This window comes from Pseudomonas ekonensis (assembly GCF_019145435.1).
Lineage (GTDB): Bacteria > Pseudomonadota > Gammaproteobacteria > Pseudomonadales > Pseudomonadaceae > Aquipseudomonas > Aquipseudomonas ekonensis.
Map to the genome: position 1 here is coordinate 1,938,544 of NZ_JAHSTS010000001.1, position 25,356 is coordinate 1,963,899.

Here is a 25,356-nt window from a genome sequence, read left to right on the forward strand (position 1 = left end):
AAAAAAAGCACCTTCGGGTGCTTTTTTTGTGGGTGAGTGTTTCAGTCTTGCCCGTGGTGGCGGCGGGTCTTTCCGACGACGCTTTGGATATCGAAGTCGCCCGTAACGCGCACGGTCTGGTCATTTTTGTCCATGAAGTCTGCCGCCAACGTGCCCTGGGCATGTCCGCTTGCCGGAAGCGAGGTGAGGGTGAGGGTGCCGGCCACCGCCGGGAAAATGCCCTCGAGCGACCTGAAGTAGCTGACCCGGACATCCGGATTGTTCTTCAGTTCATGAGTGCCGGTGTTCACGTGTTCCTTGATGATCAGCGCGATGTTGGATTTCGACGGCGGCAGCTCCGTAGCTTTCTCCATGCGGCCCACGACTTCCCAGTAACGGGAAGGATCGATCGGCGGCTCCTTGAGCTCGATGCTCACTTCATCGGCGCGGAAATCACCCCAAGCGCTGGTGGCCGTGAACGTGCCGCGACCGGTTGCATCGCCGACGCCGTCGGTGATGCCCGTCAGGTCGAAACTGCCTTCGCTGATGTTGATGAGGGTCTCGCCGAGCTTCGCCTGGAACTGAAAACTGCCTTTCATCCGCTGCGCTTGGGCGTCAAAGCTGAGGAGCATGACGCCCGAACGCGAGTTCAGAATGTCTGCGTGCGATGCTGAAAACCGGCTATAGGTGCCGCGTCCTTGCTCTGGCGATACGGGGTCGGCCACCAATGTGAGCGTCACCGGCTCACCGGTGTCCGCGATGCTCTTGGGCACCCGGAAATCAAGGTAGTGGTAGTCGCCATTGGGCATGTCCTGGCGGGCCTGCAAGTGATACCAGTCGCCGACCAGACGCAGGGCAAAATCGTTGTCGCCGACAAAGGTTTCGTTCCAGTAGCTGATTGACGCTTTCATCGAATTGTTCATTGCCGCGCTCCCTGGCTTTCGGGCCGGTGGTGTCCACTGTTGGGTCAGTGAGCCGGTAACGTAGCAACAGAACGGCAAGCGGATAACTGTCAGAGTTGACAGGTGTGCCGTCCCTGAGACGGGCAGCCGGTCAGGGGGCGCCCGCCGAACACCAGCGGTTGCGGCCTTGCTGCTTGGCCTGGTACAGGCAGGTGTCCGCGGCCTTGAGCAAGGTGGCAGGCATGACGTCGTCGGTGACCGGATGAGCGGTGGCGATCCCGGCGCTGGCGGTGACGTAGCCCAGCGGATGCCCGCTGTGCGCAAGCTGCAGCGAGCGGATGGCCTGCAGGATCTGCCCGGCCACCTCGGCGGCCCCGGCGCCGTCGGTGTTGGGCAGGAGCACGGTGAACTCTTCGCCGCCGTAACGCACGGCCAGGTCGCCGGGGCGTTTCACCGCCTGCCGGATCGCCTGCCCGACGGCGTGCAGGCAATCGTCGCCGGCGGCGTGGCCGTAGCGGTCGTTGTAGCGCTTGAAGTGGTCGACATCGAGCATGATCAGCGACAGCGCCGAGCCCTGGCGGCGGGCCAGGCGGATCTCGTCGGCCAGCGCCGCGTCCAGCCGGCGGCGGTTGCCCAGGCCGGTGAGGCTGTCGGTCAGCGCCATGTCGCGCATGGTCTGGTGGGCTTGGCGGATCTCGCGCTCCATGGCCATGCGCTGGCGCAACTGGTTCAGCACGATGAGCCCGAACGTGGACAGCACCAGAATCAGGAACACCAGCACCAGGCCGTTCTTGAGCAGGTCCCGGCGCCAGGGCGCGATGATCGAGTCCCGGGACAGGCCGGCCTCCACCACCAACGGGTAGGTGGTCAGGGCACGGTAGCCGTACAGGCGCTCGGTGTCGTCGACCACGGCCTTGATCTGCGCCGTGCCGGTGTTGGCGCTGGGCAGGTAAGTCTTGAAGATCTCGCTGCCGGCCAGGCTCTTGCCCACCACCTGGGCGATGAACGGGCGCCGCACGAGGATGGTGCCGTCGCGCAGGGCCAGCACCAGCGCACCCTTGTCGTCGATCCGGAAGTCGCCGTAGTAGTCGACGAAATAGCTGACTTTCACCGTCCCCAGCAGCACGCCGGCGAACGAGCCGTCGGGGTTGTTCAGGCGACGCGAGATGGGAATGATCAGGTCGTGAGTGGAGCGGCTTTCCACCACCTGGCCGATGCGCACCTGCCGGTCCTCGTGGGTGCGGTGGTACTGGAAGTAGTCGCGGTCAGCGTTGTTGGCCATCTCCGGCGTGACCTCTTTGTCGGTCACGATCCATTGCCCGTCCGGGCCGTAGATGAACAGGCCGTGCAGCTGCGGCATGATTTTCGACTGCTGCACCAAGAGGTTGTGGATGCGCTTGACGTCCATGTTCTGCAGGCCGTCGCCCTCGACCCGTTCGCACAGCCCGGCGGTGAGCACGTCGACCTGGCGGATGGTGTCTTCGGCGTGCTGGGCGGTGGCCCGGGCCAGGTTGGTCACCGAGTCGCGGGCAGAGGCGAACGCCGCCCGGTAGTCGCGCCAGGTGCGCCAGCTCTCGACCGCCACAAAGGCAATGACCACCACCAGCATGAAGCTGACGGTCAGGCGCAGGGTCGATCCGGCTTTGGCGTGGCGGGAAGGGGGCGGTGTGGCGTGGTCTGTTGTCAGCTCTGGCCGGTCGCGTCCGAGCATCAACATCTCCTTGGGGCATTCTGGACATAGTGCAGGCGGCCATTATGACAAGGATCGGCGCCAAGGTCGGGCCGCTCTTGCGGTTGTCGGTGGATTGTCTTGTTTGAGTTGACGGTGAAACGCGTTTCAGCCGATTTATCACCTGACGGTGACTCATTAATCTGTGCCCATCTTGAACGCAACGCACTTCAACAATGAAAAAGGAGATCCACCCATGACCGCATTCACCTACAACCGCCTCAACAAAGACGACGCCATCGTACTGCTGGTGGATCATCAGACCGGCCTGATTTCGCTGGTGCAGGACTTCTCGCCGAACGAGTTCAAGAACAACGTGCTGGCCCTGGCTGACCTGGCCAGGTTCTTCGACCTGCCGACCGTGCTCACCACCAGCTTCGAGCAGGGCCCCAACGGCCCGCTGGTGCCGGAACTCAAAGAGATGTTCCCCGACGCGCCGTACATCGCCCGTCCTGGCCAGATCAACGCCTGGGACAACGAAGACTTCGTCAAGGCAATCAAGGCCACCGGCCGCAAGCAGATCATCATCGCCGGCGTGGTGACCGATGTGTGCGTGGCGTTCCCGACCCTGTCGGCGCTGGCCGAAGGCTTTGAAGTGTTCGTGGTGACCGATGCCTCCGGCACCTTCAACACCACGGTGCAGCAAGCGGCCTGGGCCCGCATGTCGGCGGCCGGCGCGCAACTGATGAACTGGTTCTCGGTGGCTTGCGAGCTGCACCGCGACTGGCGCAACGACATCGAAGGGCTGGGCAACCTGCTGTCCCAGCGCATCCCGAACTACCGCAACCTGATGAACAGCTACGCGGCGCTGTCGGCGCGTCAGGGTTGATCGAATTCGACCACTGAAACAAAAGGCCTGCTTGTGAAAGCAGGCCTTTTGTCGTTTCAGAACCGGCTCAACCGGTACGGCGCCAGATCCGGCAGTTGCCCGCCCTGAGCCGTCAGCGGTGACGCCATCCGCGCCACCAGTTCCGCCGTCACCGCCGCCTGGGTCAGGCCCAGGTGTTGGTGGCCGAACGCGAGCAGCACTTTGCCGTCGCAGGCCCGGTCGATGACCGGCAATGAGTCCGGCAGCGAGGGGCGAAAGCCCATCCAGGGGGTGGCGGCGTCGGCATTCAGCGGGGTGCGGAACAGGCCGTCGCTCAAGCGGTGCAACTGCCAGGCGCGGGCCATGGTCGGCGGGCGCGCAAGGCCTGCGAACTCGACGGTGCCGGCCAGCCGCAAGCCTTCGGCCATCGGCGTCATGATGAACTTGCGCTCCAGCGAGGTCACCGGGAAGGGCAGGCGCTCGTGTTCCTGCGGCAGCATCAGGTGGTAGCCGCGTTCGGTGTCCAGCGGCACCCGTTGACCGGTCAATGCAGCGGTGAGCGGTGCCGAGTGGGCGCCGCAGGCGATCAGCACGCGGCGGGCGTGCAGCGCTCCGGCGTCGGTCGTCAGCGCGACGCCCTGGCCGTTCAACCGGCCGCCTTGCACTTGCCGCGTCAGGAACTGCACGCCGCTGGATGCCGCGGCATCGACCAGTTCGCGCACGACCCGGTAAGGGTCGAGAAAGTGTCCGGTGGCGGGAAAGAACAGCCCGCCCTGAATGTGCGGGCTGAGCTGCGGCGCGACGTCCTGCACCGCACCGGCCTGCCAAAAGTCCACCGGCACCTGTTGCTGGCGCATGCGTGCCTGAAGCGCCTCGATGGCCGCACGGGACTCGGGCCGTTCGAACACCAGCAGCGAGCCGTCCACCTTCAGCAGGTCGGGCCGCCGGATGTCACCGAGCAGCCGGTGCCAGGCCCCGAGCGAGTGTTCATTGAGCGTGCGCAAACCCGCCACGGTGTGGCGAAACGGCGCCGGGCGCAGGTTCAGCAGCAGGCGGGTGAACCAGGGCAGGGCCCGGGGCAGGTATTTCCAGTCCAGGCGCAGCGGCCCCATGGGATCCATGAGCATGGCCGGCAGGCGCTTGAGGATCGACAGGTCGGCGATCGGGAACACTTGCTCGGTCGCCAGGTGCCCGGCGTTGCCGAACGAGGCGCCGTGGCCGGGGGCCTGCCGGTCGATCACCACCACCCGCAGGCCTTGCCGCGCCAGGCGCAGCGCACAGGCCACGCCGATGATGCCGGCGCCGACCACGGCGATGTCGTGCGTGTCGTCGGTCATGGCCTAGGCTTCCCTTTGACCGTCGATCAGCCGGCGCAGACCCAGCGGATTGGCCTGGCGCAGCGCTTGCGGCAACAGCGCGTCCGGGAAGTCCTGGTAGCAGACCGGGCGCAGGAAACGCTGGATCGCCGCCGTGCCCACCGACGTGCTGCGCGGGTCGGAGGTGGCCGGGAACGGGCCGCCGTGCACCATCGCGTCGCAGACTTCGACGCCGGTGGGCCAGCCGTTGACCAGCAAGCGTCCGGCCTTGCGCTCCAACGTCGGCAGCAGGGCGCGGGCCTGTTCCAGATCGCCGTCGTCCAGGTGCAGGGTGGCGGTGAGTTGGCCTTCCAGGTGCTCGGTGACCTGGCGGATTTCGTCGAAATCCTCGCATTGCACGACCAGCGAAGCGGCGCCGAACGCTTCGGCCTGCAAGCGGCGGTCGGCGAGGAAGTCGACGGCGTCGGTCACGAACAGGTGCGCCTGACACTGGTTCGGCCCGGTGGCACGCTGGCCGACGGCGGCGATGCGGGCCAGGGCGTTTTCGGCCAGGGCGTTCACGCTGGACTCAAACGCACTGAAGATGCCCGGCGTGAGCATGGTCTGGGCTGCGCTGTGTTGCAGGTGCTCGGCGGCGTCGGCCACGAAGGCGTCCAGCGCCGGCCCCTTGAAGGCGATCACCAGGCCGGGGTTGGTGCAGAACTGGCCGGCGCCCAAGGTCAGTGACGCGACGAAACCCCGGGCCAGGGCCTCACCCCGGTTGCGCAGCGCCACCGGGAACAGCAGCACCGGGTTGATCGAACTCATTTCCGCGTACACCGGGATCGGTTCCGGGCGCGCCTGGGCGGCCTGGCACAGGGCGAGCCCGCCGCTGCGCGAGCCGGTGAAGCCGACGGCCTTGATGCGCGGGTCGCTGACCAGCGCGATGCCGACCTCACGGCCTGAGCCGTAGAGCAGCGAAAACACCCCCTCCGGCAATCCGCAGGCCTTCACCGCACGGGCCACGGCGCGGCCGACCAGTTCGCTGGTGCCGGGGTGGGCGCCGTGGGCCTTGACGACCACCGGGCAGCCCGCCGCCAGCGCCGATGCGGTGTCCCCGCCGGCCACGGAGAACGCCAGCGGGAAATTGCTCGCGCCGAACACCGCCACCGGGCCCACCGGCACCTGGCGCTGGCGCAGGTCGGCGCGGGGCAGGGGCTGGCGTTGCGGTTGCGCGGGGTCGATGCGCACGTCCAGCCATTCGCCGGCCCGCACCGTGCGGGCGAACAGGCGCAATTGGTGGCAGGTGCGGCCGCGTTCGCCCAGCAGGCGCGGGCGCGGCAGGCCGGTTTCGGCCATGGCGCGGTCGATCAGCGCGTCGCCGAGCGCTTCGATCTCCTGGGCGATGGTGTCGAGAAATCCGGCGCGCTGTTCAACGGATGTTTCGCGGTACGGATCGAACGCGGCCTCGGCCAAGGCGCAGGTCTGTCCGACCTGCCCGGCGTCGCCGCCGAAGTAGGCCGGCTCCAGCGCGGCGTCGGTGGCCGGGTCGATCCCTCGGATCGCCTCGCGGTGGCCGGTGATGGCGTGTTGGCCGATCAGCAGTTTGCCCGTCAGGGTCATGGCATGTTCCTGGTCAAGAGAATGAGACCCGCCGCAGCTGCCTGCGGCGGGTGGGCGTGCAGTGCAGGTCAGGCGAGGTTCTGCTCCGCCGACCAGTTTTCGTACCAGTGGCGGAACAGCGCGTACTGGTTTTCCGCGTAGCGGCGCTGGGCGTCGGTGAGCGCGTCGGTCTCGTTGAAGTGCAGGGTGTATGCCTTGTCGCCGTTGAGCACCATCAGGTGTTTGTAATACAGCACCAGGTCGGTGCCCTCGTCGAAGGACGACAGCACCGCCAGCGCCGACTCCAGCTCACGGGCCTGGCGGCGGGCCTTGGCGTCGCCCTTGGCCGCTTGCTTGCTCAGGGCCACCAGTTGCAGCACTTCGCGGGGCAGGGCGTTGCCGATGCCGGTGATGGCGCCGGTGGCGTTGCAGTTGACGAAGCCGTGCACCACCTGGGTGTCGACGCCGACCATGAGGGTCACGTCGTCATCCTTCGAGGTGATGTGTTCGGCGGCGTAGCGCAGGTCGGCGGCACCGCCGAACTCCTTGAAGCCGATCAGGTTCGGGTGCTCGCGGCGCAGTTCGAAGAACAGGTCGGCGCGGGTGGCGAAGCCGTAGTAGGGGCTGTTGTAGATCACCGCCGGCAGGTTCGGCGCGGCGTTGAGGATGGCGGCGAAGTGGGCCTTCTGCGCGGTCGCCGAGGCGCCCCGGGACAGCACGCGGGGAATCACCATCAGGCCCTGGGCGCCGACTTTGGCGGCGTGGGCAGCGTGGGACACGGCTTCGCGGGTGTTCACCGCACCGGTGCCGACGATGGTCGGGATGCCGGCGGCCACCAGGCGCGCCACGCCTTCCTGACGCTCGGCTTCGGTCAGCAGCGGCCAGTCGCCCATGGAGCCGCAGTACACGACCGCGCTCATGCCGATGTCGATCAGCTCGCGCCCCTTGGCCACCAGCGCGTCGAAGTCCGGTTTGCGCTGCGGGGTGCACGGGGTCATCAGGGCGGGCATGCAGCCGGTGAAAATGTTGTCGCTCATGGTCGTTCTCCAGGGTTCAGTGATTCGGGTCGGGTTGAAAAGCGGCGCGGCGGCTCAGATGCCCCACGCGAACGGATCGTTTTCGTCGATCAGCAGGGTGCTGTCGGCGGTCATGTGGGCGCGGCCGGTGATGGCGGGGCGGATGCGTTCGCCTTCCCACTCGTAGCGGCCCTCGAAGCGGCTGCCGGTGACGCTCGCCTGCACCCAGCGCTGGCCGGGCTCGAGCTTGCCGTCGGCGGCCAGGCACGCCAGCTTGGCGCTGGTGCCGGTGCCGCAGGGCGAGCGGTCGTAGGCCTTGCCGGGGCACATGACGAAGTTGCGGCTGTCGGCCTGGGCGTCGGCGGCGAACAGTTCGACATGGTCGATCAGCGCGCCGTCCTCGCCGTGGATGCCCTGGGCCTCGAGGGCCTTGAGCATCGCCCAGGTGAACTCGGTGAGGGCTTCGGCGTTGTCCAGGGTCAGCGTCTGCCCGTGCTCGGAGACGAGGAAGAACCAGTTGCCGCCCCAGGCGATGTCGCCGAAGAAACGGCCGTGGCCCGGCACGTCCACGGGCACCTGCTGGCGGTGGCGGTAGGCGGGCACGTTGTACAGGGTCACCGCGCCGTCCTCGTGCAGGAACGCGCTGACCGGGCCCACCGGCGTGTCGATCTTGTGCACGCCGGGCGCGATCAGGCCCAGGTGCTCAAGCGATGCGACCAGGCCGATGGTGCCGTGGCCGCACATGCCCAGGTAACCGGCGTTGTTGAAGAAGATCACGCCGCAGGTGGCGTCCGGCGACACCGGTTCGCAGTACAGAGCGCCGACCAGCACGTCGTTGCCGCGGGGCTCCAGCAGGCAGGCGCGGCGCCATTGGTCGTGATGCTGGCGCAGGGCGTCGCGCTTTTCGGCCATGGTGCGGCCGGGCAGTTCGGGGAAGCCTTTCATCACCAGGCGCGTGGGTTCGCCGCCGGTGTGCGAATCGATGACGTGTACTCGTTTCATGGACGTGTCCCGTTGAGTGGTTTCAGTAGGCGGCGGCAGTGCGCGGCTTGGCGGTGGCGTGGTCGCAGGCGGCTTCGCTTTCGTCGTCCTCGGACTCCAGTTGCAGCAGGTGCGCCGGCACGCCGGTCGCCGCGCCCCAGTAGTAGATGCCGGTGGCGCAGGCGGCCACGACGAGGGTGTCGAACGGGTGGGCGAGCAGGCCCAGGCCGCCGAAGGTGCCGAGTTTCGACAGCACCAGGGTCACGGCGTAGAACGCGATCAGCCACGCCGAGGAGCGCACTTGCCGCGCCAGGCTCAGGTGGGCGGTGGGCACGAACCGGCCGCACAGCAGGTACACGACGAACATCAGGATCTGCAGGCCGAGCAGCCAGGACACGGTGCTCCAGCCCGACCAGTAGACGATCAGCGCAGCGATGATGAACGACACCGGTCCCAGCACGCCCATGCGCTTGACCCGGAACGGGCGCGGCAGGTCCGGCGCGTTGCGGCGCAGCGCCGCCACGGACACCGGCGCCACGGCATAGCTGAGCACCAGGGCGGCGGACACCACGTTGATCAGCGCTTCCCACGACGGGAACGGCAACGTCCAGAACACCGACAGGCCGAAGGTCAGCCACAGGGCCGGGCGCGGGATCCCGGACTGGGCGTCGATGCGGGTGAAGACCTTGAAGAAGGTGCCGGTCTGCGCCCAGCCGTAGATCACCCGAGGGGTGGCGTTCATGTAGATGTTGCCGCAGCCGCTGGGAGAAATCACCGCGTCGGCCACCACCAGATAGGCCAGCCAGCCCACGCCCAGCGCCAGGGCGATGTCGCGGTAGGGCAGGGCGAATGCCTTGGTCACGCCGGCCCAGCCGTTGGCGAGCATTTCGGTGGGCACGCCACCCAGGAACGCCACTTGCAGCAGCACGTAGATGGCCGTGGACAGCAGCACCGACAGGATCAGCGCGATCGGAATGGTGCGCTGCGGATTCTTCACCTCGCTGGCCACCGAAATGATCGGCGTCAGGCCGAGGTAGGCGAAGATGATCCCGCCGGCGGACACCGCCATCTCCACGCCGGACAGGCCGAACGGCGCGAAGCCCTGGACCTGGAAGTTCTCTGGCTTGAAGAAGGTGAACAGCACGCCGATCACCAGCAGCGGCACGATGAACTTGAACACGCTCACCAGGTTGTTGGCCTTGGCGAAGGTCTTCACGCTGCGGTAGTTGAGCAGGAAGAACACGCAGAGCAGGCCGAACTGCACCAGCCAGCCCAGCAGCGTCGGGTCGCTGCTGCCGGTCTTGGTCAGGCCGGGGAACCAGGCCGCCGCGTATTGCCGCGACGCCACCACTTCGATCGCCACCAGGCTGGAGAAGGCGATCAGGGTGATGAAGCCCATCAGGTAGCCGAGCAGCGGCCCGTGGGAATACACCGGGTAACGCACCACGCCGCCGGCCCGGGGCAGGGCCGCGCCGAGTTCGCAGTAGACGATGCCCAGCAGCAACACGGCGAACCCGCCCAGCAGCCAGGAGAAGATCCCCGCCGGCCCGGCGATGGCGGACACGTGGCTGGCCGCGAACAGCCAGCCCGAACCGAAGATCGCGCCGAGCCCGATGAAGGTGAGGTCGATCAATGAGAGTTGTTTCTTGAACTTGCCTTGGCCTGACATGGCATCGCCTTCTTGTGAGTTATTGGATAGGCAGTCGTGACGTCATTGGAACGGCCAAACAATGAACCCATCGGCCGCGGCGCGATTGATGTTTTGCGCGGGCGCCGATGACGAAATCGGCACAGTCGAGATCCGGCGCGCGGGCCCTCGACACGCCGTCGGCGTTGCTGCACTCTGCACCCGGACTGCATGCACCCGGACCGCATGCACCCGGACCGCATCGGGCCGGGCCATCCGGCGGAGGGAGAGACTCACCATGCACAACGCATTCGCGATCCTGTGCCAGGGCGAAGACGCGCACCGGCCCCGCACGCTCCAGGAGCTGCTGGCGGGGGTGGGGCTGCTGTTGCCGATGCTGGATGCGATCCCCAACGCGGCGATCTTCATCAAGGACGTCGAGGCGCGGTACGTCCTGGCCAACCGCACGCTGGTGCAGCGTTGCGGGTTGAAGGACCTGAAGCCGCTGTTGGGCAAGACCAGCGCGCAGGTGTTTCCGGCGCAGCTGGGGCCGGGCTATACCGAGCAGGACCGGCGGGTGCTGGAGGAAGGTTTTGTGCTGGAGGATCAGCTTGAGCTGCACCTGTACGGCAGCCGCGAGCCGGGCTGGTGCCTGACCCACAAGCGGCCGCTGTACAACCGCGACGGCGAAATCATCGGGCTGGCGGGCATTTCCGTGGACCTGCAGTCCGCCAGCGAAACCCACCCGGCGTTCCAGCGGCTGGCGGCGGTGGACGAGCACATCCGCGCCCATTTCAACCGGCGGGTCACCCTGGGCGAACTGACCCGCATCGCCGGCATTTCAGTGGCGCAGCTGGAGCGCTACTGCAAGCGGGTGTTCCACCTGACGCCCCGGCAGATGATCCAGAAAGTGCGGCTTGAGCATGCGAACCGGCTGCTGCACACCGACCTGCCGATCACCGAGGTCGCGCTGCAATGCGGCTACACCGACCACAGCGCGTTCACCCGGCAGTTCAAGGCCTCGACCGGGTTCACGCCGCGCCAGTACCGGCAGGCGACCGCGCCGTGAGGGGCGCAACAGTGCGTTTTCGCCAAGGCCTGCTAGCGTTGAAGCTTCATCGCCAATCAGCCGACAGGAACGGATGCCATGAGCCAGCGAACAACCTTGTGTCTTGTGAACGTGAGCGGGCAGGACATCGCGGCCATGCAGGTCAGCGGCGCCAGCGGCTTCGAAAAGGGCAACGATCCCTCGGGGTTCATCCACGGCCCGTTGGCCAACCAGGATTCGGCCACAGGCTACGTCGAGCTGATTGCCGCCCCGGCGAACTTCACCGTCGGGCTGACCTTCGCCGACGGCACCACCCTGAGCTTCACGGACGACCAGCAAAGCGCGAAGTCCAGGCACATCGGCGTGATCCCCCATACCGGCACGGCGCAGGGGCTGGAGGTGTGGCGCAGCACCGGAGGCGATGTGGGCAACAGTTCCCACGGCACCAACGGCCTCTATATCCGGACGGTGGCGGTGCCCGACCATTCCGGCTGGATGGGCGCGCTGCAGACGCGCAAGCCCGGCATCCTGCTCAACGACGTGACGATGCCCGGCAGCCACGACGCGGGCATGTACGTGACCCACGACTATCCGTTGGGGGGCGGCGGCGACTGGGCCAAGACCCAGAGCCTGACCACCCTGCAGCAGCTTCAGGCCGGTTCGCGCTATTTCGATCTGCGGATCTGCTGGCGCGACGGCCACCTGTCGACCTATCACGGCGAAACCGGCTACGGCGCCTACGGGGCGCTACTGAGCGACATCCTCTCGGATGTGCAGACCTTTCTCGCCGGCCCCAAAGGCAACGAGGAAGTGGTCATCCTCAAGTTCTCCCACACCTACACGGATACGATCGGCAGCATCATCGACGTGGTGAAGACCCAGTCGATGCGCCTGATGCTCCCGAAACAGGGCTCGGGAACCAATCTCGCGCAGACGCCGTTGAGCATGATGAAAGGCAAGATCGTCATGGTGTTCGGCAGCGAGTTCGAGGGGGAGTGGGATCAGGCGCAGGGGATCTGGCCGTACTTCGACACGGCGGAAAACCCATCGTCGGTCATCGGCCGGGATCTGACGGTCTATGACCACTACGCCGACCAGACCGATTACCCGACCATGGCCGGTGACCAGACGACCAAGCTCGGCAAGTACGGCGGCTGGGGCGACAGCTATCTGTTCCTGCTGTCGTGGACGTTGACCGGCGGCACGCAGGTGCGCGACATCGAAGTGCTGGCCGGCATGGCCAACCCGTGGTTGCCGCAGGTGCTGGCCGACAAGACCGTCAGGCAAGGCCGGCGCCCGAACATCGTTTACCTCGACTTCATCGACCCTTGGCTGTGCGGCGTGATCATCGGGCTGAACGAGCAGGTGCTGATCCGTCGCTACAACTATGCGTCGGCAGGCGGCATCGGCGATTGCCTGGGGATGTGCCCGCCCTCGGGGGGCTGGCAGTTTCCCGTTCCGCTGTTCTACGCGCCGACGGTGGCCGCTGCCGGCAATGTGCCGGTCTACCAGTACCGGGCGCAGGATCCCGAGCGTTACTGCTACACCCTGGACAGCGATTTCCCGTTCGGCACCCGCGAGCAGGCGCCGTTCTTCGGGCTCGTCGCCGGGCAGCCGGGCAGTGCGCCGCTGTACCAGTACATCAAGCCGTTCACCGACAAGCACGGCAAGCCGCAGACCGCCTATGGCTACGGCCTGACGACGACACCCCCGGCCGGCTGGAGCAACAGCGGCGTGGCGTTCGACGTATTGCCGTATCGTTGAGGCGCTTCGGCGGGGGCGGTGAGCGGGTGGCCTGCTGGGTGTTGGCGGGGTCGGCAACGGCGGGCATCTGGCTTACACTGGCCGCCGTTTTTCCTTCCACCGACAAGAGATAGCCATGGCCAACGCGGACATCACCTTCATCCCCGATCCCGATGCGGACTCCATTTCCTCCGACGTCGCCGGCTTCGGCGGCCTGCTGGTCTCCACCCAGATCCCGACCCGCGCCGACGGCAGCCTGGAACTGGGCGACATCACCCTGCAAAGCGAATGCACCCTGCAAGCGCTGAAAGTGGCGCTGGAAAAGGCCGGCAGCTCGATGGGCCGGGTGCTGCACCTGACCATCTACCTCACCGACATGGCCGACCGCGCGGCGTTCAACGAAGTCTACAAACGCTTCTTCGCCAAACCGTGGCCGGTGCGCGCCGCCGTCGGCGTGGCCTCCCTGGCCGTGGACGGCATGCGCGTGGAAGTCACCGCCATGGCCGCGAAGGCCTGACCCATCGCCAGCAGGCTGGCTCCCACGGTGGATCCCGGGTGCCCACCAGATCCCTGCCCACCACAAAACCCTGTAGGAGCTTGCCTGCAAGCGATGAGGCCAGCACTGCCGGCATCTGTGGTGCCTGACCCACCGCCATCGCCAGCAGGCTGGCTCCCACAGTGGATCCCGGGTGCTCACAAGGTTCCAGCCCAGCACAAAACCTGTGGGAGCTGCGGTGCGACGATTCGACTTGCCAGCGATGAGGCCATCCCTACCGGCATCTCTGTTGCCTGACCCACCGCCATCGGGCAGCGCACGCGTGCCGCCCGGCCGATTCGCAGCTACAATGCGCGCCTCAACCGTGTCAGCCTGATTAAAAAAACTATGTCCTTGCCCAAGCATCACCTGGAACTGCTCAGCCCTGCCCGCGATGTGGCCATCGCCCGCGAGGCCATCCTGCACGGCGCCGATGCCGTCTACATCGGCGGCCCGAGCTTCGGTGCGCGCCACAACGCCTGCAACGAGGTGAGCGAGATCGCTGAGCTGGTGAAGTTCGCCCGCCGCTACCACGCGCGGATCTTCACCACCCTCAACACCATCCTGCACGACAACGAGCTGGAGCCGGCGCGCAAGCTGATCCACCAGTTGTACGACGCCGGCGTCGATGCGCTGATCGTCCAGGACCTGGGGGTGATGGAACTGGACATTCCGCCGATCGAGCTGCACGCCAGCACCCAGACCGACATCCGCACCCTGGCGCGGGCCAGGTTCCTCGATCAGGCCGGCTTCTCCCAACTGGTGCTGGCCCGTGAACTGAACCTCAAGGAAATCCGCGCCATCGCCGACGAGACCGACGCGGCCATCGAGTTCTTCATCCACGGCGCGCTGTGCGTGGCGTTCTCCGGGCAGTGCAACATCTCCCACGCGCAGACCGGCCGCAGCGCCAACCGCGGCGATTGCTCCCAGGCCTGCCGCCTGCCGTACACCCTCAAGGACGAGAAGGGCGGCGTGATCGCCTACGAAAAGCACCTGCTGTCCATGAAGGACAACAACCAGAGCGCCAACATCCGCGCCCTGGTCGAGGCCGGCGTGCGTTCGTTCAAGATCGAAGGGCGCTACAAGGACATGGGCTACGTGAAGAACATCACCGCCTATTACCGCCAGCGCCTGGACGCCGTGCTCGAAGACCGCCCGGACCTGGCCCGCGCCTCCAGCGGCCGCACCGCGCACTTCTTCGTGCCGGATCCGGAAAAGACCTTCCACCGCGGCAGCACCGACTACTTCGTCAGCGAGCGCAAGATCGACATCGGCGCGTTCGACTCGCCGACCTTCACCGGGTTGGCGGTGGGCACCGTGGAGAAAGTCGGCAAGCGTGACCTGCAAGTGGTCACCCACGAGCCGCTGTCCAACGGCGACGGCCTCAACGTGCTGATCAAGCGCGAAGTGGTGGGCTTTCGCGCCAACATCGCCGAGCCAAAAGGCGAGTTCGACGAAGACGGCGAGAAGCGCTACCGCTACCGCGTCGAGCCCAACGAAATGCCCGAAGGCATGTACAAGCTGCGGCCGAACCATCCGCTCAACCGCAACCTCGACCACAACTGGCAGCAGGCCTTGCTCAAGACCTCCGCCGAGCGCCGGGTCGGCGTGTCGTGGGCGGCGCGCCTGCGCGAGGAGCGTCTGGAACTGACCGTCACCAGCGAGGAGGGCGTCAGCGCCAGCGTGGCCCTGGACGGCCCGTTCGGCCTGGCCAACAAGCCGGAGCAGGCGCTGGAGCAACTGCACGACCTGCTCGGCCAACTGGGCACCACCCAGTACCACGCCACCGCCGTCGAGCTGGACGCGCCGCAGGCGTTCTTCATCCCGAACTCGCAGCTCAAGGCCCTGCGCCGCGAAGTGATCGACGCGCTGACCGAGGCGCGGATCGCCGCCCATCCGCGTGGCGGGCGCAAGGCCGAAACCACGCCGCCGCCGGTGTACCCGGAGTCGCACCTGTCGTTCCTGGCCAACGTCTACAACCAGAAGGCCCGCGACTTCTACCACCGCCATGGGGTCAAGCTGATCGATGCGGCCTACGAGGCCCACGAAGAGCCGGGCGAAGTGCCGGTGATGATCACCAAGCACTGCCTGCGGTTCTCCTTCAACCTGTGCCCGAAACAGGCCAAGGGCGTGACCGGCGTGCGCACCAAGGTGGCGCCGATGCAACTGATCCACGGCGATGAGGTGCTGACCCTCAAGTTCGACTGCAAGCCGTGCGAGATGCACGTGATCGGCAAGATGAAAGGCCACATCCTCGACCTGCCGCAGCCGGGCAGCGTGGTCGGCCACATCAGCCCCGAAGACCTGCTCAAGACCATCCCCCGCGCCCCGCACTGACCGGGCGCCGCGCCGGCTGCTTTCGGGCAAGGCCGGCTGAGGGCCTCAATGGCCGGCGACGTCCTCCACGGCGTCGTCGGTTGTCGGGCCGTCCCACATCAATCGCGGGTCGAAGCTCATCGCCGAGAGCATGGTGAACACCACCACCAGCCCGAAGAACAGGATGCCGGGCCGCGGCTCGATGTCCCCCAGGGCCTGGAACTTCACCAGCGCCGCCACCAGCGCCACCACCAGCACATCGAGCATCGACCAATAGCCGATCAGTTCGACGAAGCGGTACAGCTTCGAACGCTCCCGCCGCGCGCCGGCGCTGTTGCGCTGCACGCTGACCAGCAGCAGCGACAGGGCGACGAACTTGATCCCCGGCACCGCGATGCTGGCGATGAAGATGATCAGGGCGATGTCCCAGGCGCCGTGCTCCCAGAACTCGATGACCCCGCTCATGATCGTGCTGTCGGCGCCGTTGCCCAGCAGGGTGGTGTTCATCACCGGCAGCAGGTTGGCCGGCACGTAGAAGGCCAGGGCCGCGAACAGGTACGCCCAGGTGCGCGCCAGCGAGTTGGTCTTGCGCCGGTGCAGCGGGGCGTCGCAGCGCGGGCAGGTGTGCGGTTCGCCGGTCATGTCGCAGGCCAGGCCGCAGCTGTGGCACAGGCACAGGTTGAGTTCGGCGGCGGTCGGCGGTCGGTTCATGGCAGCTCCCACAGGTCGCGCACGTCGCGCCCGGCGATGCGGATCAGCAACAGGCTCAGCACGGCGAGGGCGAACAGGCCGATGCCCGGCAGCACGTCCAGCATGCCCGCCAGCTTGAACACCGCCACCATCGCGCCGAGCAGGCACACCTCCAGCATGCTCCAGGGGCGCAGGGTCTCCAGCCAGCGCATGCACAGCTTGAAGCCCGGCGCCCGGTGCGCGCCGAGGGCGAAGCTCAGCACCCAGACCAGCAGCACCAACTGGAACGCCGGGGCGATGATGATCGCGATCGCCGCGACCATGGCCATGAAGGTGATCGGCCCCTGGCTCAGGGCGAGCACCGAGTCCCACAGCGTCGCGCTGTTCTTCAGGCCCTTCATGCTGATGCTCATCACCGGGTAGAAATTGGCGAACAGCCACAGCATGGCGGCGGTGAAGCTCAGGGCCAGGCGCTGCTGCACGTTCATCCCGCTGTAGCGCTGGAGCACGCCGCCGCAGCGCACGCAGAGGGTCTTCTGGTGCTTGGCGAGCGTGGCCTTGCGGTACACGCCATCGCAGTGCTCGCAGATGATCAGGTCGGTGCTGGCCATGGGCGCGCTCGACGGAAAACGGGGAAGGGGAGACTCATTGAATATAGAAGGGCGGGGGCAATCGGCAAGCGCAAAAAAGCGGCCCGGACATTCCGGGCCGCTGGTTGGCGAGCGGTCAAAGGCGGTCGGCGTCGACGATTGCTTTGGCGAACGCCTGCGGGTTTTCCTGGGGCAGGTTGTGGCCGATGCCGCCGTCGATCAGGCGGAACTGGTACTTGCCGGTGAAGCGCTTGGCGTAGTCCTCCGGGGCCGGGTGCGGCGCGCCGTTGGCGTCGCCTTCCAGGGTGATGGTCGGCACGCCGATGGACGGTGCGGTGGCGAGTTTCTGCTCCAGCGCCTCGTAGCGGCGCTCGCCCTGCACCAGGCCCAGGCGCCAGCGGTAGTTGAACACGGTGATGGCGACGTGGTCGGGGTTCTCCAGCGCCTTGGCGCTGCGGTCGAAGGTGGCATCGTCGAAGGCCCATTTCGGCGAGGCGGTCTGCCAGATCAGCTTGGCGAAGTCGTGGGTGTTCTTCGCGTAGCCGGCGGCGCCGCGGTCGGTGGCGAAGTAGAACTGATACCACCATTGCAGCTCGGCCTTGGGCGGCAGCGGGTTCTTGCCGGCGGCCTGGTTGCCGATCAGGTAGCCGCTGACCGACACCAGCGCCTTCACACGCTCCGGCCACAGCGCCGAGACGATGTCCGCCGAACGCGCGCCCCAGTCGTAGCCGCCGAGCACGGCTTGCTTGATCTTCAGGGCGTCCATGAAGTCGATGACGTCGCTGGCCAGGGCGGCGGGCTGGCCGTTGCGCGGGGTCTGTCGGGACAGGAAGCGGGTGTCGCCGTAGCCGCGGGCGTAGGGCATCAGCACGCGGTAGCCCTTGGCCGCCAGCAGCGGTGCGACGTCGTCGTAGCTGTGGATGTCGTAGGGCCAGCCGTGCAGCAGGATCACCACCGGGCCGTCGGCCGGGCCGGTTTCGGCGTAGGCCACGTCCAGCAGGCCGGCCTTGACGTGCTTGAGCGGGCCGAACGGCAGGTCGGCCTTCACGCTGGCGGCGGCAGGCTGGGCTGCGTCAGGCGTGGCGGCCTGGGCCACGCCGAACGCGCCGAACTGCATCAGCGCGGCGGCAAGCACCGACAGTCCCAGCAGACGGCGGCTGGTGGCGGAAGAGGTGGCGTGCAGGGCTGGCTTCATGGGAACTCTCCTTGGCATGGGATGGGCGAGGGGTTCCGGCTGAACCCTTCAAGCTTGGGATCCAGTAAAGCGCAGGGACGTATCCGGGCTGTTTCCGGTTGCGTTGCCAGATGCCGGGGGATGTATCCCGAAGGCCTTCGTACACACTGAGATACAAACCCGCTGCAGTGGGAACCAGACCTGTGGTGTGCAGGGATGCTGCGGACAGCCGGGATCCGTTGTAGGAGCCAGCCTGCTGGCGATGGCGGCGGGTCAGGCAACAGAGATGTTGGCTGTGCTGGCCTCATCGCTGGCAAGCCAGCTCCCACAGATTTTGTGGTGTGCAGGGATGCTGCGGGCCGCCGGGATCCGTTGTAGGAGCCAGCCTGCTGGCGATGGCGGTGGGTCAGGCAACAACGATGTCGGCAATGCCGGCCTCATCGCTGGCAAGCCAGCTCCCACAGGTATCTCTGGTGCCCGCAGAATCTATGTGCACCACAAAACCCTGTGGGAGCTGGCTTGCCAGCGATGGGTGTGGGTCAGGCAACAGAGATGTCGGCTGAACCGGCCTCATCGCTTGCAGGCAAGCTCCTACAGGTTTTGTGGTGTGCAGGGATGCTGCGGGCAGCCGGGATCCCTTGTAGGAGCCAGCCTGCTGGCGATGGCGGTGTCTCAGGCGGAAGGCGGGGGTTTCGCCAACTCGATCCCCTCGGCCCCCAGGCGCTTGAGGATCTCGAACAGCAGGTCGCTCTTGGTGGTGCCGACGATTCGGGGGCTGGCGACGTAGCCGGTCACGGTCAAGGTGATGCCGTCGGGCGAGAGTTTGCTGAAGCGCACGAACGGCGCCGGTTTTTCCAGGAGGGTCTCGTGTTCGCGGTAGGTGTCGAGCAGCAGGTTCTTCACCTGCTCCGGGTCGATGTCCAGCGGGAACATCAGCTCCAGGGTCGCCACGCCCTGGGCGCTGCCGCCGAGGGTGACGTTGCGCAGGTTCTGCGAGATCAGTTGCGAGTTGGGCACGATCACGATCGAACGGTCGCTCAACTGGATCTCCGTGGCGCGCACATTGATGCGGCGGATATCGCCCTCCACCCCGCTGATGCTGATCAGGTCGCCGACCTTCACCGGCCGCTCCGTCAGCAGGATCAGCCCCGACACGAAATTCTTGACGATCTCCTGCAGGCCGAAGCCGATGCCCACCGACAGGGCGCTGACGATCCACGCCAGGTTCGTCCATTGCACCCCCAACGACGACAGCGTCAGCAGGATCACGAACGCATAGCCGATGTTGGAGAACAGCGTGCTGAGCGACGCGCACATGCCCGGATCCATGTCGGTCTTGGGCAGGAACTCATTGTCGAGCCAGCGGCGCAGGGCGCGGATCAGGTAGATGCCGATCATCAGCGCCAGCACCGCATTGAGCAGATGCCCCGGCACGATGTTGAGCTTGCGCAGGCCGGCGCCGCCGAGGATCGCCACCACGTTGCTGATCAGCTGCCCCAGCGTGGTGCCGATGCCGCCGACGAACAGGGTGATCACCGTCAGCAGCAACAGCGCGGCGCGGCCGAAGCCGGCCAGCAAAATCGACAACTGGTCCAGGCGCCGGTCGCTCATGCCCAGCAAGTGCTTGAGCGCCTTGCCGCTGGCGTGGCGGGGCGAGAACAGGAACTCGCAGCCGTCCTTGAACAGCTGCATCAGCAGGTAGAAACCGGTCAGGACGATGTAGCTCCAGAGCAACTCGTAGATCACGAAGCGGGCCAGCGACACATAACCGGTGAGCAGGGCGATCAGCGACACCACCATCGACAGGCAGGCGACCGCGTAAACCACCCCCGCCAACGTGCTGATCTCCGCCGAGGGGCCGTTGGCCGCCATCAGCGCGTTGCGCACCTGGCCGGTGCGCACCAGCATCGTCACGATGATCGCCATCACCAACAGGGCGACCACCCCGCGGATGCCCATCACCAGTTGGCTGCTCATGCCCGCAGCGGTACACAGCTGCGACAGCGTCACCAGCGCCAGCAGCGTCCCGGCCAGCAGCCGCGCAAACGGCTTGAGCGCGCTCGCCACCGGGTCGGCGATGTCCGGCAGGCGCCACGACGGGTGCTCGGTGGACAGCAGCGCCCGGCTCAGGCCCGTGATCATCACGCAGGCGTACACGGTCTTCTCGAACTCGGTGGAAAAGCTTGCCAGCATCGGCGTCAGCGGCTCGTTGCGGGTGCAGGCGTAGTACAGCAATTGCAGGGCCACGCCGGTGGTGAACAGGGTGGCGATGGCCGACGCGCAGGCCAGCGAGCTGCGGCGCAGGCGGCCCTCGGGCATGCGGTGGATGCAGAACTGCGTCATCTGCCGCTCGGCGAGCCGCCGCCCCAGCGTCCAGAACAGCAGGGCCAGCAGCACCAGCACGCAGGTGTAGAAACGCTGGCCGGGCTTCCACACCTCGGCGCCGGTCTCCTTCACCTGAGCGATGAATTCGCCCAGGCGCTGGCGGTCGTCCGCCGACGGTTCGAGCATCGGCGCCCAGAAGTCCGGGTTGAGGATGCTCAGCGTGCCCAGGGTCAGTTCGCTTTCCAACAGGTTGCGGCGGATGCCGGCGATCTGGTTGATCAGGTCGGTGGCGCTTTGCTTGAGGGTGGCCAGGTTCTTCAGGGCCGTGTCCACTTTGGCTTTCTGCGCCGTGAGCGTGGCCCGCTGCGCCGCGATGTCGGCCTGCTCCGGCGCCACGCCTTCGGCCGGCGTGGCGCCGAGCACGCCCAATTGCACCGTCAGTTGCGCCTGTTGCGGCAGCAGCGCGGCGGACAGCCGGTCGATGTCCAGGATGTAATCCTGCACCCGGTCCTGGGGCGCTTCGAGCTGGTTGTAGTTGCTGGCCGAGGAAATCTCTTGCTTGAGGCCGTCGAGCCGTTGCTGCAACGCCTGCAAATCCTCCGCCGTCACCCCCGGCAGCGGCGCGGCGCCGGCATCGGCGGCCTGCGCCACGTCCTCGGCCGACACGCCGACGGCCATCGGGCCGAACAGCACCAGGGCGACGAACAGCAATGACTTCAAGGCGTTGCGCATGAGAAGGCCCGATTCCGGTTGATCACACAGTCTATGAGGTTAGGTGATCGAGCCCGGCGCCGATGAAAAGTTTCACGGTGCCCGGGGCCTGTCCGTGATGGGCACCCGGCTCACCCGGACACACTGTGACGCCTGAACATCGCGTCGGGGCCGTGGGCGCGATTGTTCGATCCGGCGAGGCTGCACCGACCTCAACGCTTGCTGAACGCCAACCGTGCCGCAAACAGCACAAAGATCATCCCGGTGGTGCGGTCCATCCAGCGGATCACGCTTTCCCGGCGCAGAAACCCCGACAACGGCTGCGTCGCGCCGATCAGCACCATCGACCACACCAGCCCCAGCACCACATGGATGCTCACCAGCCCGAACGTCCACGCCACCAGCGGCTGCCCCTGGGGAATGAACTGCGGCAGAAACGACACATAGAAAATCCCGACCTTGGGGTTGAGCACATTGCCCAGCATGCCCTTGAGGAACCAGTTGCCCCCGGCCTTGCCGTTGGCCTCGGCGGGCGCCAGCGAACGGCGAGGGCGCAGCAGCATGTTCACCCCGAGCCACGCCAGGTACGCCGCGCCGCAATACTTCAGCAGGTTGTAGCCCAGCTCCGACACCGCAATCAGCGCCCCCAACCCGAACGCCACCGCCGCGCCCCACACCAGGCACCCGGCATTGACCCCCAACGCCGCCCGAAACGCCTGCCGCTTGCCCTCCACCGTAGCGGTGCGCAACACCAACGCCGTGTCGAGCCCGGGAGTGAGGGTCAACAGCGTGGCGGCAAACGTGAAGGCGAGAAGATTGTCGGCGATGGACATGACGGCACAGGCTCCGGGGGAAGGTGCGGGCACGTTAGCCTGTTCACGCCGGCGGATCCAGCAACGACACCAACCGCGCCTCCAGCGAAGCGCCGTCCATCTCCAGCAACACCAACGTCACCGGCAACCTGAACCGCCGCGGCCCGGCACTGCCGGGGTTGATGTACAAGCGCCCGTCGCGCCGCTCGATCAAGGGTTTGTGGGAATGGCCGGTGATGACAAGTGAAATGGCCGGGTCTAGATCGGCGGGGACGTCGGCGATGTTGTGAACCAAAAGGGTGGGGTGGCCGTGCAAGTCGAAGGTGAGCAGGTCGGGCAGATCCTGCGCCCAGGGGCTGTTCACGTCGTTGTTGCCGCGCACGGCGTGGACGGGGGCGATGGCGGCGAGTTGGGTGAGGATGTCCGGGTTGCCGATGTCGCCGGCGTGGATGATGAGGGAACAGCCTTGGATCGCGGCCAGGGCTTCGGGGCGGAGGAGGTTGTGGGTGTCGGAGAGGATGGCGGTGGGCATGGGGGGATCCGGGGGATGGTTTCGGCCAGAGGTAATCACTCAGAATGGCAGCTATCGGCCAAAAGCGGTCGTTCTGGATTGGCAGGAAGTGGCTGATTGCGCCCACTGAGACAGCTATATCCAAACAAATAGCCAACCGTTTTTGCGAACCCGTGTATTGCTGGCGATCAGTGAGTCCGATCGGCTGCTCCATCAAAGGAGCTAGCTTATCGGTAGTGGCGAAAAGCTACACGTCAACTATCTTCTCGAACGGCACCTCGACCGTTACGGAGAGCAGGGATGGCTGATGTAGCGAATGAAGCAATCGGGATCAACGACTTTGAAAAGTGGTTGAATGAACGGAGTGGTTGGCTTCAGGCAGCCGCCAAGCGGCTTATCGACAACAAACGTTTGCCAAATGAGGTCGAAATTGCAGAGCTGGTTCGGCTCACCAAAGTGGAGGCTGCGAAGCAGGGTGACCCTGGGTTCCTGAAGGTAGCTCCTGGTGCATTTTCGGCTGGGGCGGTTCAACGGGTGGTGCGGGTCGAAGAGTTAACCCAAGTTTTCGGGGTTAATGCGATTAAGCCTGGTGCATCTTTACCATTTGGAACGGGCAGTTTGACTGTCATCTACGGGCAAAATGGTTCGGGGAAAAGTGGTTTTGCTCGTCTGCTCAAACAGCTTTGTGGATCTCGTTCACGGGACGAAATCCGCCCGAACGTATTTAGCGATGAAGAGCACGCTTGTAGTGCTCAATGCCGAATCACGATTGATGGCATTTCCCGAGATATTAATTGGCATGCTGGTGCCGAGCCCCATGCAATGCTCAAGTACGCCCAAGTATTTGATTCGAAGGCCGCAAGTCAATACATGGGGCGCACTGAGTCGAGCTATGAACCGAGCAGCATGCGGTTCATCTCCATGCTCATTCAGATATCGGGCATGGTTTCTGATGAGCTGGGGCGGGAGAAGGGAAGGCTCGTTAGTGCCCTGCCACAGTTCCCAGGTGATCTCTCAGATACTGCCGAGAAGACTTGGTTCTCCTCTCTCAAAGCTTCCGTTTCTGCTGAGAAGGTGGAGGCGTATTGCCGGTATGGAAAAGATTTGGATGACGAGCGGGTCAAGGCTGAGGCTCTACTCGCAGAAAAAGATATCGCGGGTCGCTTGGTTGCAATTGGCAAGGAAAGTGTTGCCATCGAAAGCATCAAGCAGGCGATGAAACTTTTGAAAGAAGGCCTCGCGGACGATAAGGCTGATGAGCTGTCGAAGGCGAAAGTATCGGCGGTTGCAGCGCGAAAGGCGGCCAACGAAGTTGCGCAGCAGGCATTCGCGAATGCTCCCCTTCAAGGTGTGGGTGAAGCGGCCTGGAAGCTCATGTGGGAGCAGGCGCGCGCCTATTCCATTGCTCATGCATATCATGGTCACGAATTTCCCGTTACTTCAGACGGTGCGCACTGCGTGCTCTGTCAGCAAGAGCTTACGGCTGACGGCGCCACTCGGCTCAAAAGCTTCGAGGCTTTCGTCACCGCTGGTCTCGAGACTGCGGCGAAAACTGCGGAGGCCACCAGTACGGCATTGATCGCGAAGGTAATTCAGGTGCCTTCGATTGAAGACTGGATTGCGCGCCTGGCTCAATTGCAATTCGACGAGGCCACGGCCCGTGCTTGGTATGAGTCGTTAAAGTCTAGGCGGGCACTGTTTGTGGAGTGTGCTGCCGTTGGAGATATTTCTGCGTTCGATTGGGCTCCTATCGATCAGGCACTGGAAAAACGAGCTGCCGATTTACTTGCTGAAAAGACCAACCTCACCCAGCTGCAGCAGGATGGGCAGCGGCAGCAGGTCGAGAAACGAGTGAAACAACTCAAGGCGCTTCAGTGGCTGTCACAGAACAAGCCGGCGATTCTCGCGGAGCGTGAGCGGCTAGTAGCTGTAGATCTGCTAGATAGAGCAACTAAGTTAACGGCCACCAATTCGTTGACAACCAAGCGTACCGAGCTTGGACGTACGGAGCTTGATGCTGGATATCAGGCCCGCTTTGATGAGGAGTTGAAATCCCTTGGTGGACGACGGTTGCCAGTTGTGCCGCAGAGCAGGGCTCAAGGAAAAGGAGTTATCACATTTGGGCTCGCCCTTGTTGGTGCTCGGGCTGGCTTCACTCCTGATGTCGTACTCAGTGAAGGCGAAACCCGTATTGTTGCACTGGCAGCATTCCTGGCCGACACAACCGGTTCAAACCAGCTTGCCCCCTTCATTTTTGATGACCCGATTTCGTCTTTAGATCAGGATTTCGAGGAAAGGGTTGTTACCCGGCTTGTCGAGTTGGCGAAGACTCGACAGGTCATCATCTTCACTCACCGCCTCTCCTTGATTGCACTTGTCGAGGCTGTAATAAAAAAACACGGTGAGAATCCGGCTAACGAGAAAATTACCCACACCGTGCAGTCGCTTCGACGTCTGGATAAGGTTTCGGGAATTCTGGCGCAACACAATCTGCGGGATGCCAAGCCCGACAAGGCGCTTAATGCGATTAGAGATCACGTCATCCCCAGGCTCAAAAATCATCAGGCCGATGCCGACGCAGACGGTTATGACCTCACCGTGAAGAGCGCCTGCAGTGATTTTCGGATCATCTTAGAACGAACAGTGGAACTCATCCTCTTGAATGACGTAGTTATTCGTTTCAGACGGGACGTAATGACTAAAGGAAAGCTAAGAGGCGTTGCTAAGGTAATGGCAGAGGACTGCGATTTTATCGACCGGTTAATGACCAGGTATTCAGTGTACGAACACTCGCAGTCAGATGAGCTGCCTCAGGTTCCGGTCGAACTCGATGAGTTCGAGCGAGATGTCTTGGAACTCATTGCATGGATGGACGAATTCAAAGCTCGAGCCAATTGATGTCAAATGACGAGCAGCCTTCAGTGAATGGGTCGCTTGCGAGGGCTCGTGCGGTTAGCGTAAA

General features: G+C 65.1%; 19 protein-coding genes. 6 read left to right on the top strand and 13 right to left on the bottom strand.

What is annotated here, in order from left to right; all coding sequences use genetic code 11:
- Positions 1 to 41: 41 nt before the first annotated feature.
- Both KVG96_RS08730 and KVG96_RS08735 read right to left on the bottom strand, forming a co-directional pair.
- A complete protein-coding gene (locus tag KVG96_RS08730; RefSeq protein WP_217891645.1) occupies positions 42 to 902 on the bottom strand; it encodes a hypothetical protein in 861 nt (286 codons plus the stop codon).
- Positions 903 to 1,032: 130 nt separating this feature from the next.
- On the bottom strand, positions 1,033 to 2,592 hold the full coding sequence (locus KVG96_RS08735; protein WP_217891646.1) for a sensor domain-containing diguanylate cyclase: 1,560 nt from the start codon (positions 2,590 to 2,592) through the stop codon (positions 1,033 to 1,035).
- A 214-nt stretch (positions 2,593 to 2,806) separates the two neighbouring features.
- Here KVG96_RS08735 and ycaC point away from each other — a divergent pair, with 214 nt between their 5' ends.
- Complete coding sequence (gene ycaC / locus KVG96_RS08740; RefSeq protein ID WP_217891647.1) at positions 2,807 to 3,439, top strand: isochorismate family cysteine hydrolase YcaC; 633 nt, start codon at positions 2,807 to 2,809, stop codon at positions 3,437 to 3,439.
- Between the two features lie 56 nt (positions 3,440 to 3,495).
- Here the strand turns inward: ycaC and KVG96_RS08745 are convergent, their stop codons facing one another.
- The 5 genes from KVG96_RS08745 to KVG96_RS08765 all read right to left on the bottom strand — a co-directional run bounded on the left by KVG96_RS08745 (position 3,496) and on the right by KVG96_RS08765 (position 9,981).
- Positions 3,496 to 4,755 (bottom strand): NAD(P)/FAD-dependent oxidoreductase, encoded by a 1,260-nt coding sequence (locus tag KVG96_RS08745; protein ID WP_217891648.1) that lies wholly within the window; start codon positions 4,753 to 4,755, stop codon positions 3,496 to 3,498.
- A gap of 3 nt (positions 4,756 to 4,758) precedes the next feature.
- Positions 4,759 to 6,336: an aldehyde dehydrogenase (NADP(+)) gene (locus KVG96_RS08750; protein ID WP_217891649.1), complete on the bottom strand. Its 1,578-nt coding sequence runs from the start codon at positions 6,334 to 6,336 to the stop codon at positions 4,759 to 4,761.
- A gap of 68 nt (positions 6,337 to 6,404) precedes the next feature.
- Complete coding sequence (locus KVG96_RS08755) at positions 6,405 to 7,352, bottom strand: dihydrodipicolinate synthase family protein (RefSeq protein WP_217891650.1); 948 nt, start codon at positions 7,350 to 7,352, stop codon at positions 6,405 to 6,407.
- Between the two features lie 54 nt (positions 7,353 to 7,406).
- Entirely contained in the window at positions 7,407 to 8,333 is a 927-nt protein-coding gene (locus tag KVG96_RS08760) for a 4-hydroxyproline epimerase (protein ID WP_217891651.1), read from the bottom strand.
- A 22-nt stretch (positions 8,334 to 8,355) separates the two neighbouring features.
- Positions 8,356 to 9,981 (bottom strand): APC family permease, encoded by a 1,626-nt coding sequence (locus tag KVG96_RS08765; protein ID WP_217891652.1) that lies wholly within the window; start codon positions 9,979 to 9,981, stop codon positions 8,356 to 8,358.
- A gap of 256 nt (positions 9,982 to 10,237) precedes the next feature.
- Between KVG96_RS08765 and KVG96_RS08770 the strand changes: the two genes are divergently transcribed.
- From KVG96_RS08770 to KVG96_RS08785, 4 genes are all read left to right on the top strand, one after another.
- On the top strand, positions 10,238 to 11,008 hold the full coding sequence (locus KVG96_RS08770) for an AraC family transcriptional regulator (RefSeq protein ID WP_217891653.1): 771 nt from the start codon (positions 10,238 to 10,240) through the stop codon (positions 11,006 to 11,008).
- A 78-nt stretch (positions 11,009 to 11,086) separates the two neighbouring features.
- Positions 11,087 to 12,751, top strand: a complete 1,665-nt coding sequence (locus KVG96_RS08775) for a PI-PLC domain-containing protein (RefSeq protein ID WP_217891654.1) — start codon at positions 11,087 to 11,089, stop codon at positions 12,749 to 12,751.
- Positions 12,752 to 12,866: 115 nt separating this feature from the next.
- Entirely contained in the window at positions 12,867 to 13,247 is a 381-nt protein-coding gene (locus KVG96_RS08780; protein WP_217891655.1) for a RidA family protein, read from the top strand.
- Between the two features lie 366 nt (positions 13,248 to 13,613).
- Entirely contained in the window at positions 13,614 to 15,602 is a 1,989-nt protein-coding gene (locus KVG96_RS08785) for a peptidase U32 family protein (RefSeq protein ID WP_217891656.1), read from the top strand.
- Between the two features lie 45 nt (positions 15,603 to 15,647).
- Here KVG96_RS08785 and KVG96_RS08790 read toward each other — a convergent pair whose 3' ends face one another.
- The 6 genes from KVG96_RS08790 to KVG96_RS08815 form a co-directional block, all read right to left on the bottom strand.
- Positions 15,648 to 16,292, bottom strand: a complete 645-nt coding sequence (locus KVG96_RS08790) for a paraquat-inducible protein A (RefSeq protein ID WP_217891657.1) — start codon at positions 16,290 to 16,292, stop codon at positions 15,648 to 15,650.
- Entirely contained in the window at positions 16,289 to 16,882 is a 594-nt protein-coding gene (locus KVG96_RS08795) for a paraquat-inducible protein A (protein ID WP_217891658.1), read from the bottom strand. The genes KVG96_RS08790 and KVG96_RS08795 overlap by 4 nt, the downstream gene beginning before the upstream one ends.
- A 115-nt stretch (positions 16,883 to 16,997) precedes the next feature.
- Positions 16,998 to 18,056 (bottom strand): alpha/beta fold hydrolase, encoded by a 1,059-nt coding sequence (locus KVG96_RS08800; RefSeq protein ID WP_217891659.1) that lies wholly within the window; start codon positions 18,054 to 18,056, stop codon positions 16,998 to 17,000.
- A gap of 651 nt (positions 18,057 to 18,707) precedes the next feature.
- Positions 18,708 to 21,092 (bottom strand): DUF3772 domain-containing protein, encoded by a 2,385-nt coding sequence (locus KVG96_RS08805; RefSeq protein WP_217891660.1) that lies wholly within the window; start codon positions 21,090 to 21,092, stop codon positions 18,708 to 18,710.
- A 191-nt stretch (positions 21,093 to 21,283) separates the two neighbouring features.
- Positions 21,284 to 21,904: a LysE family translocator gene (locus KVG96_RS08810; RefSeq protein WP_217891661.1), complete on the bottom strand. Its 621-nt coding sequence runs from the start codon at positions 21,902 to 21,904 to the stop codon at positions 21,284 to 21,286.
- Between the two features lie 43 nt (positions 21,905 to 21,947).
- Positions 21,948 to 22,415: a metallophosphoesterase family protein gene (locus KVG96_RS08815; protein WP_217891662.1), complete on the bottom strand. Its 468-nt coding sequence runs from the start codon at positions 22,413 to 22,415 to the stop codon at positions 21,948 to 21,950.
- A 279-nt stretch (positions 22,416 to 22,694) separates the two neighbouring features.
- Here KVG96_RS08815 and KVG96_RS08820 point away from each other — a divergent pair, with 279 nt between their 5' ends.
- Complete coding sequence (locus tag KVG96_RS08820; RefSeq protein WP_217891663.1) at positions 22,695 to 25,292, top strand: AAA family ATPase; 2,598 nt, start codon at positions 22,695 to 22,697, stop codon at positions 25,290 to 25,292.
- Positions 25,293 to 25,356 lie beyond the last annotated feature (64 nt).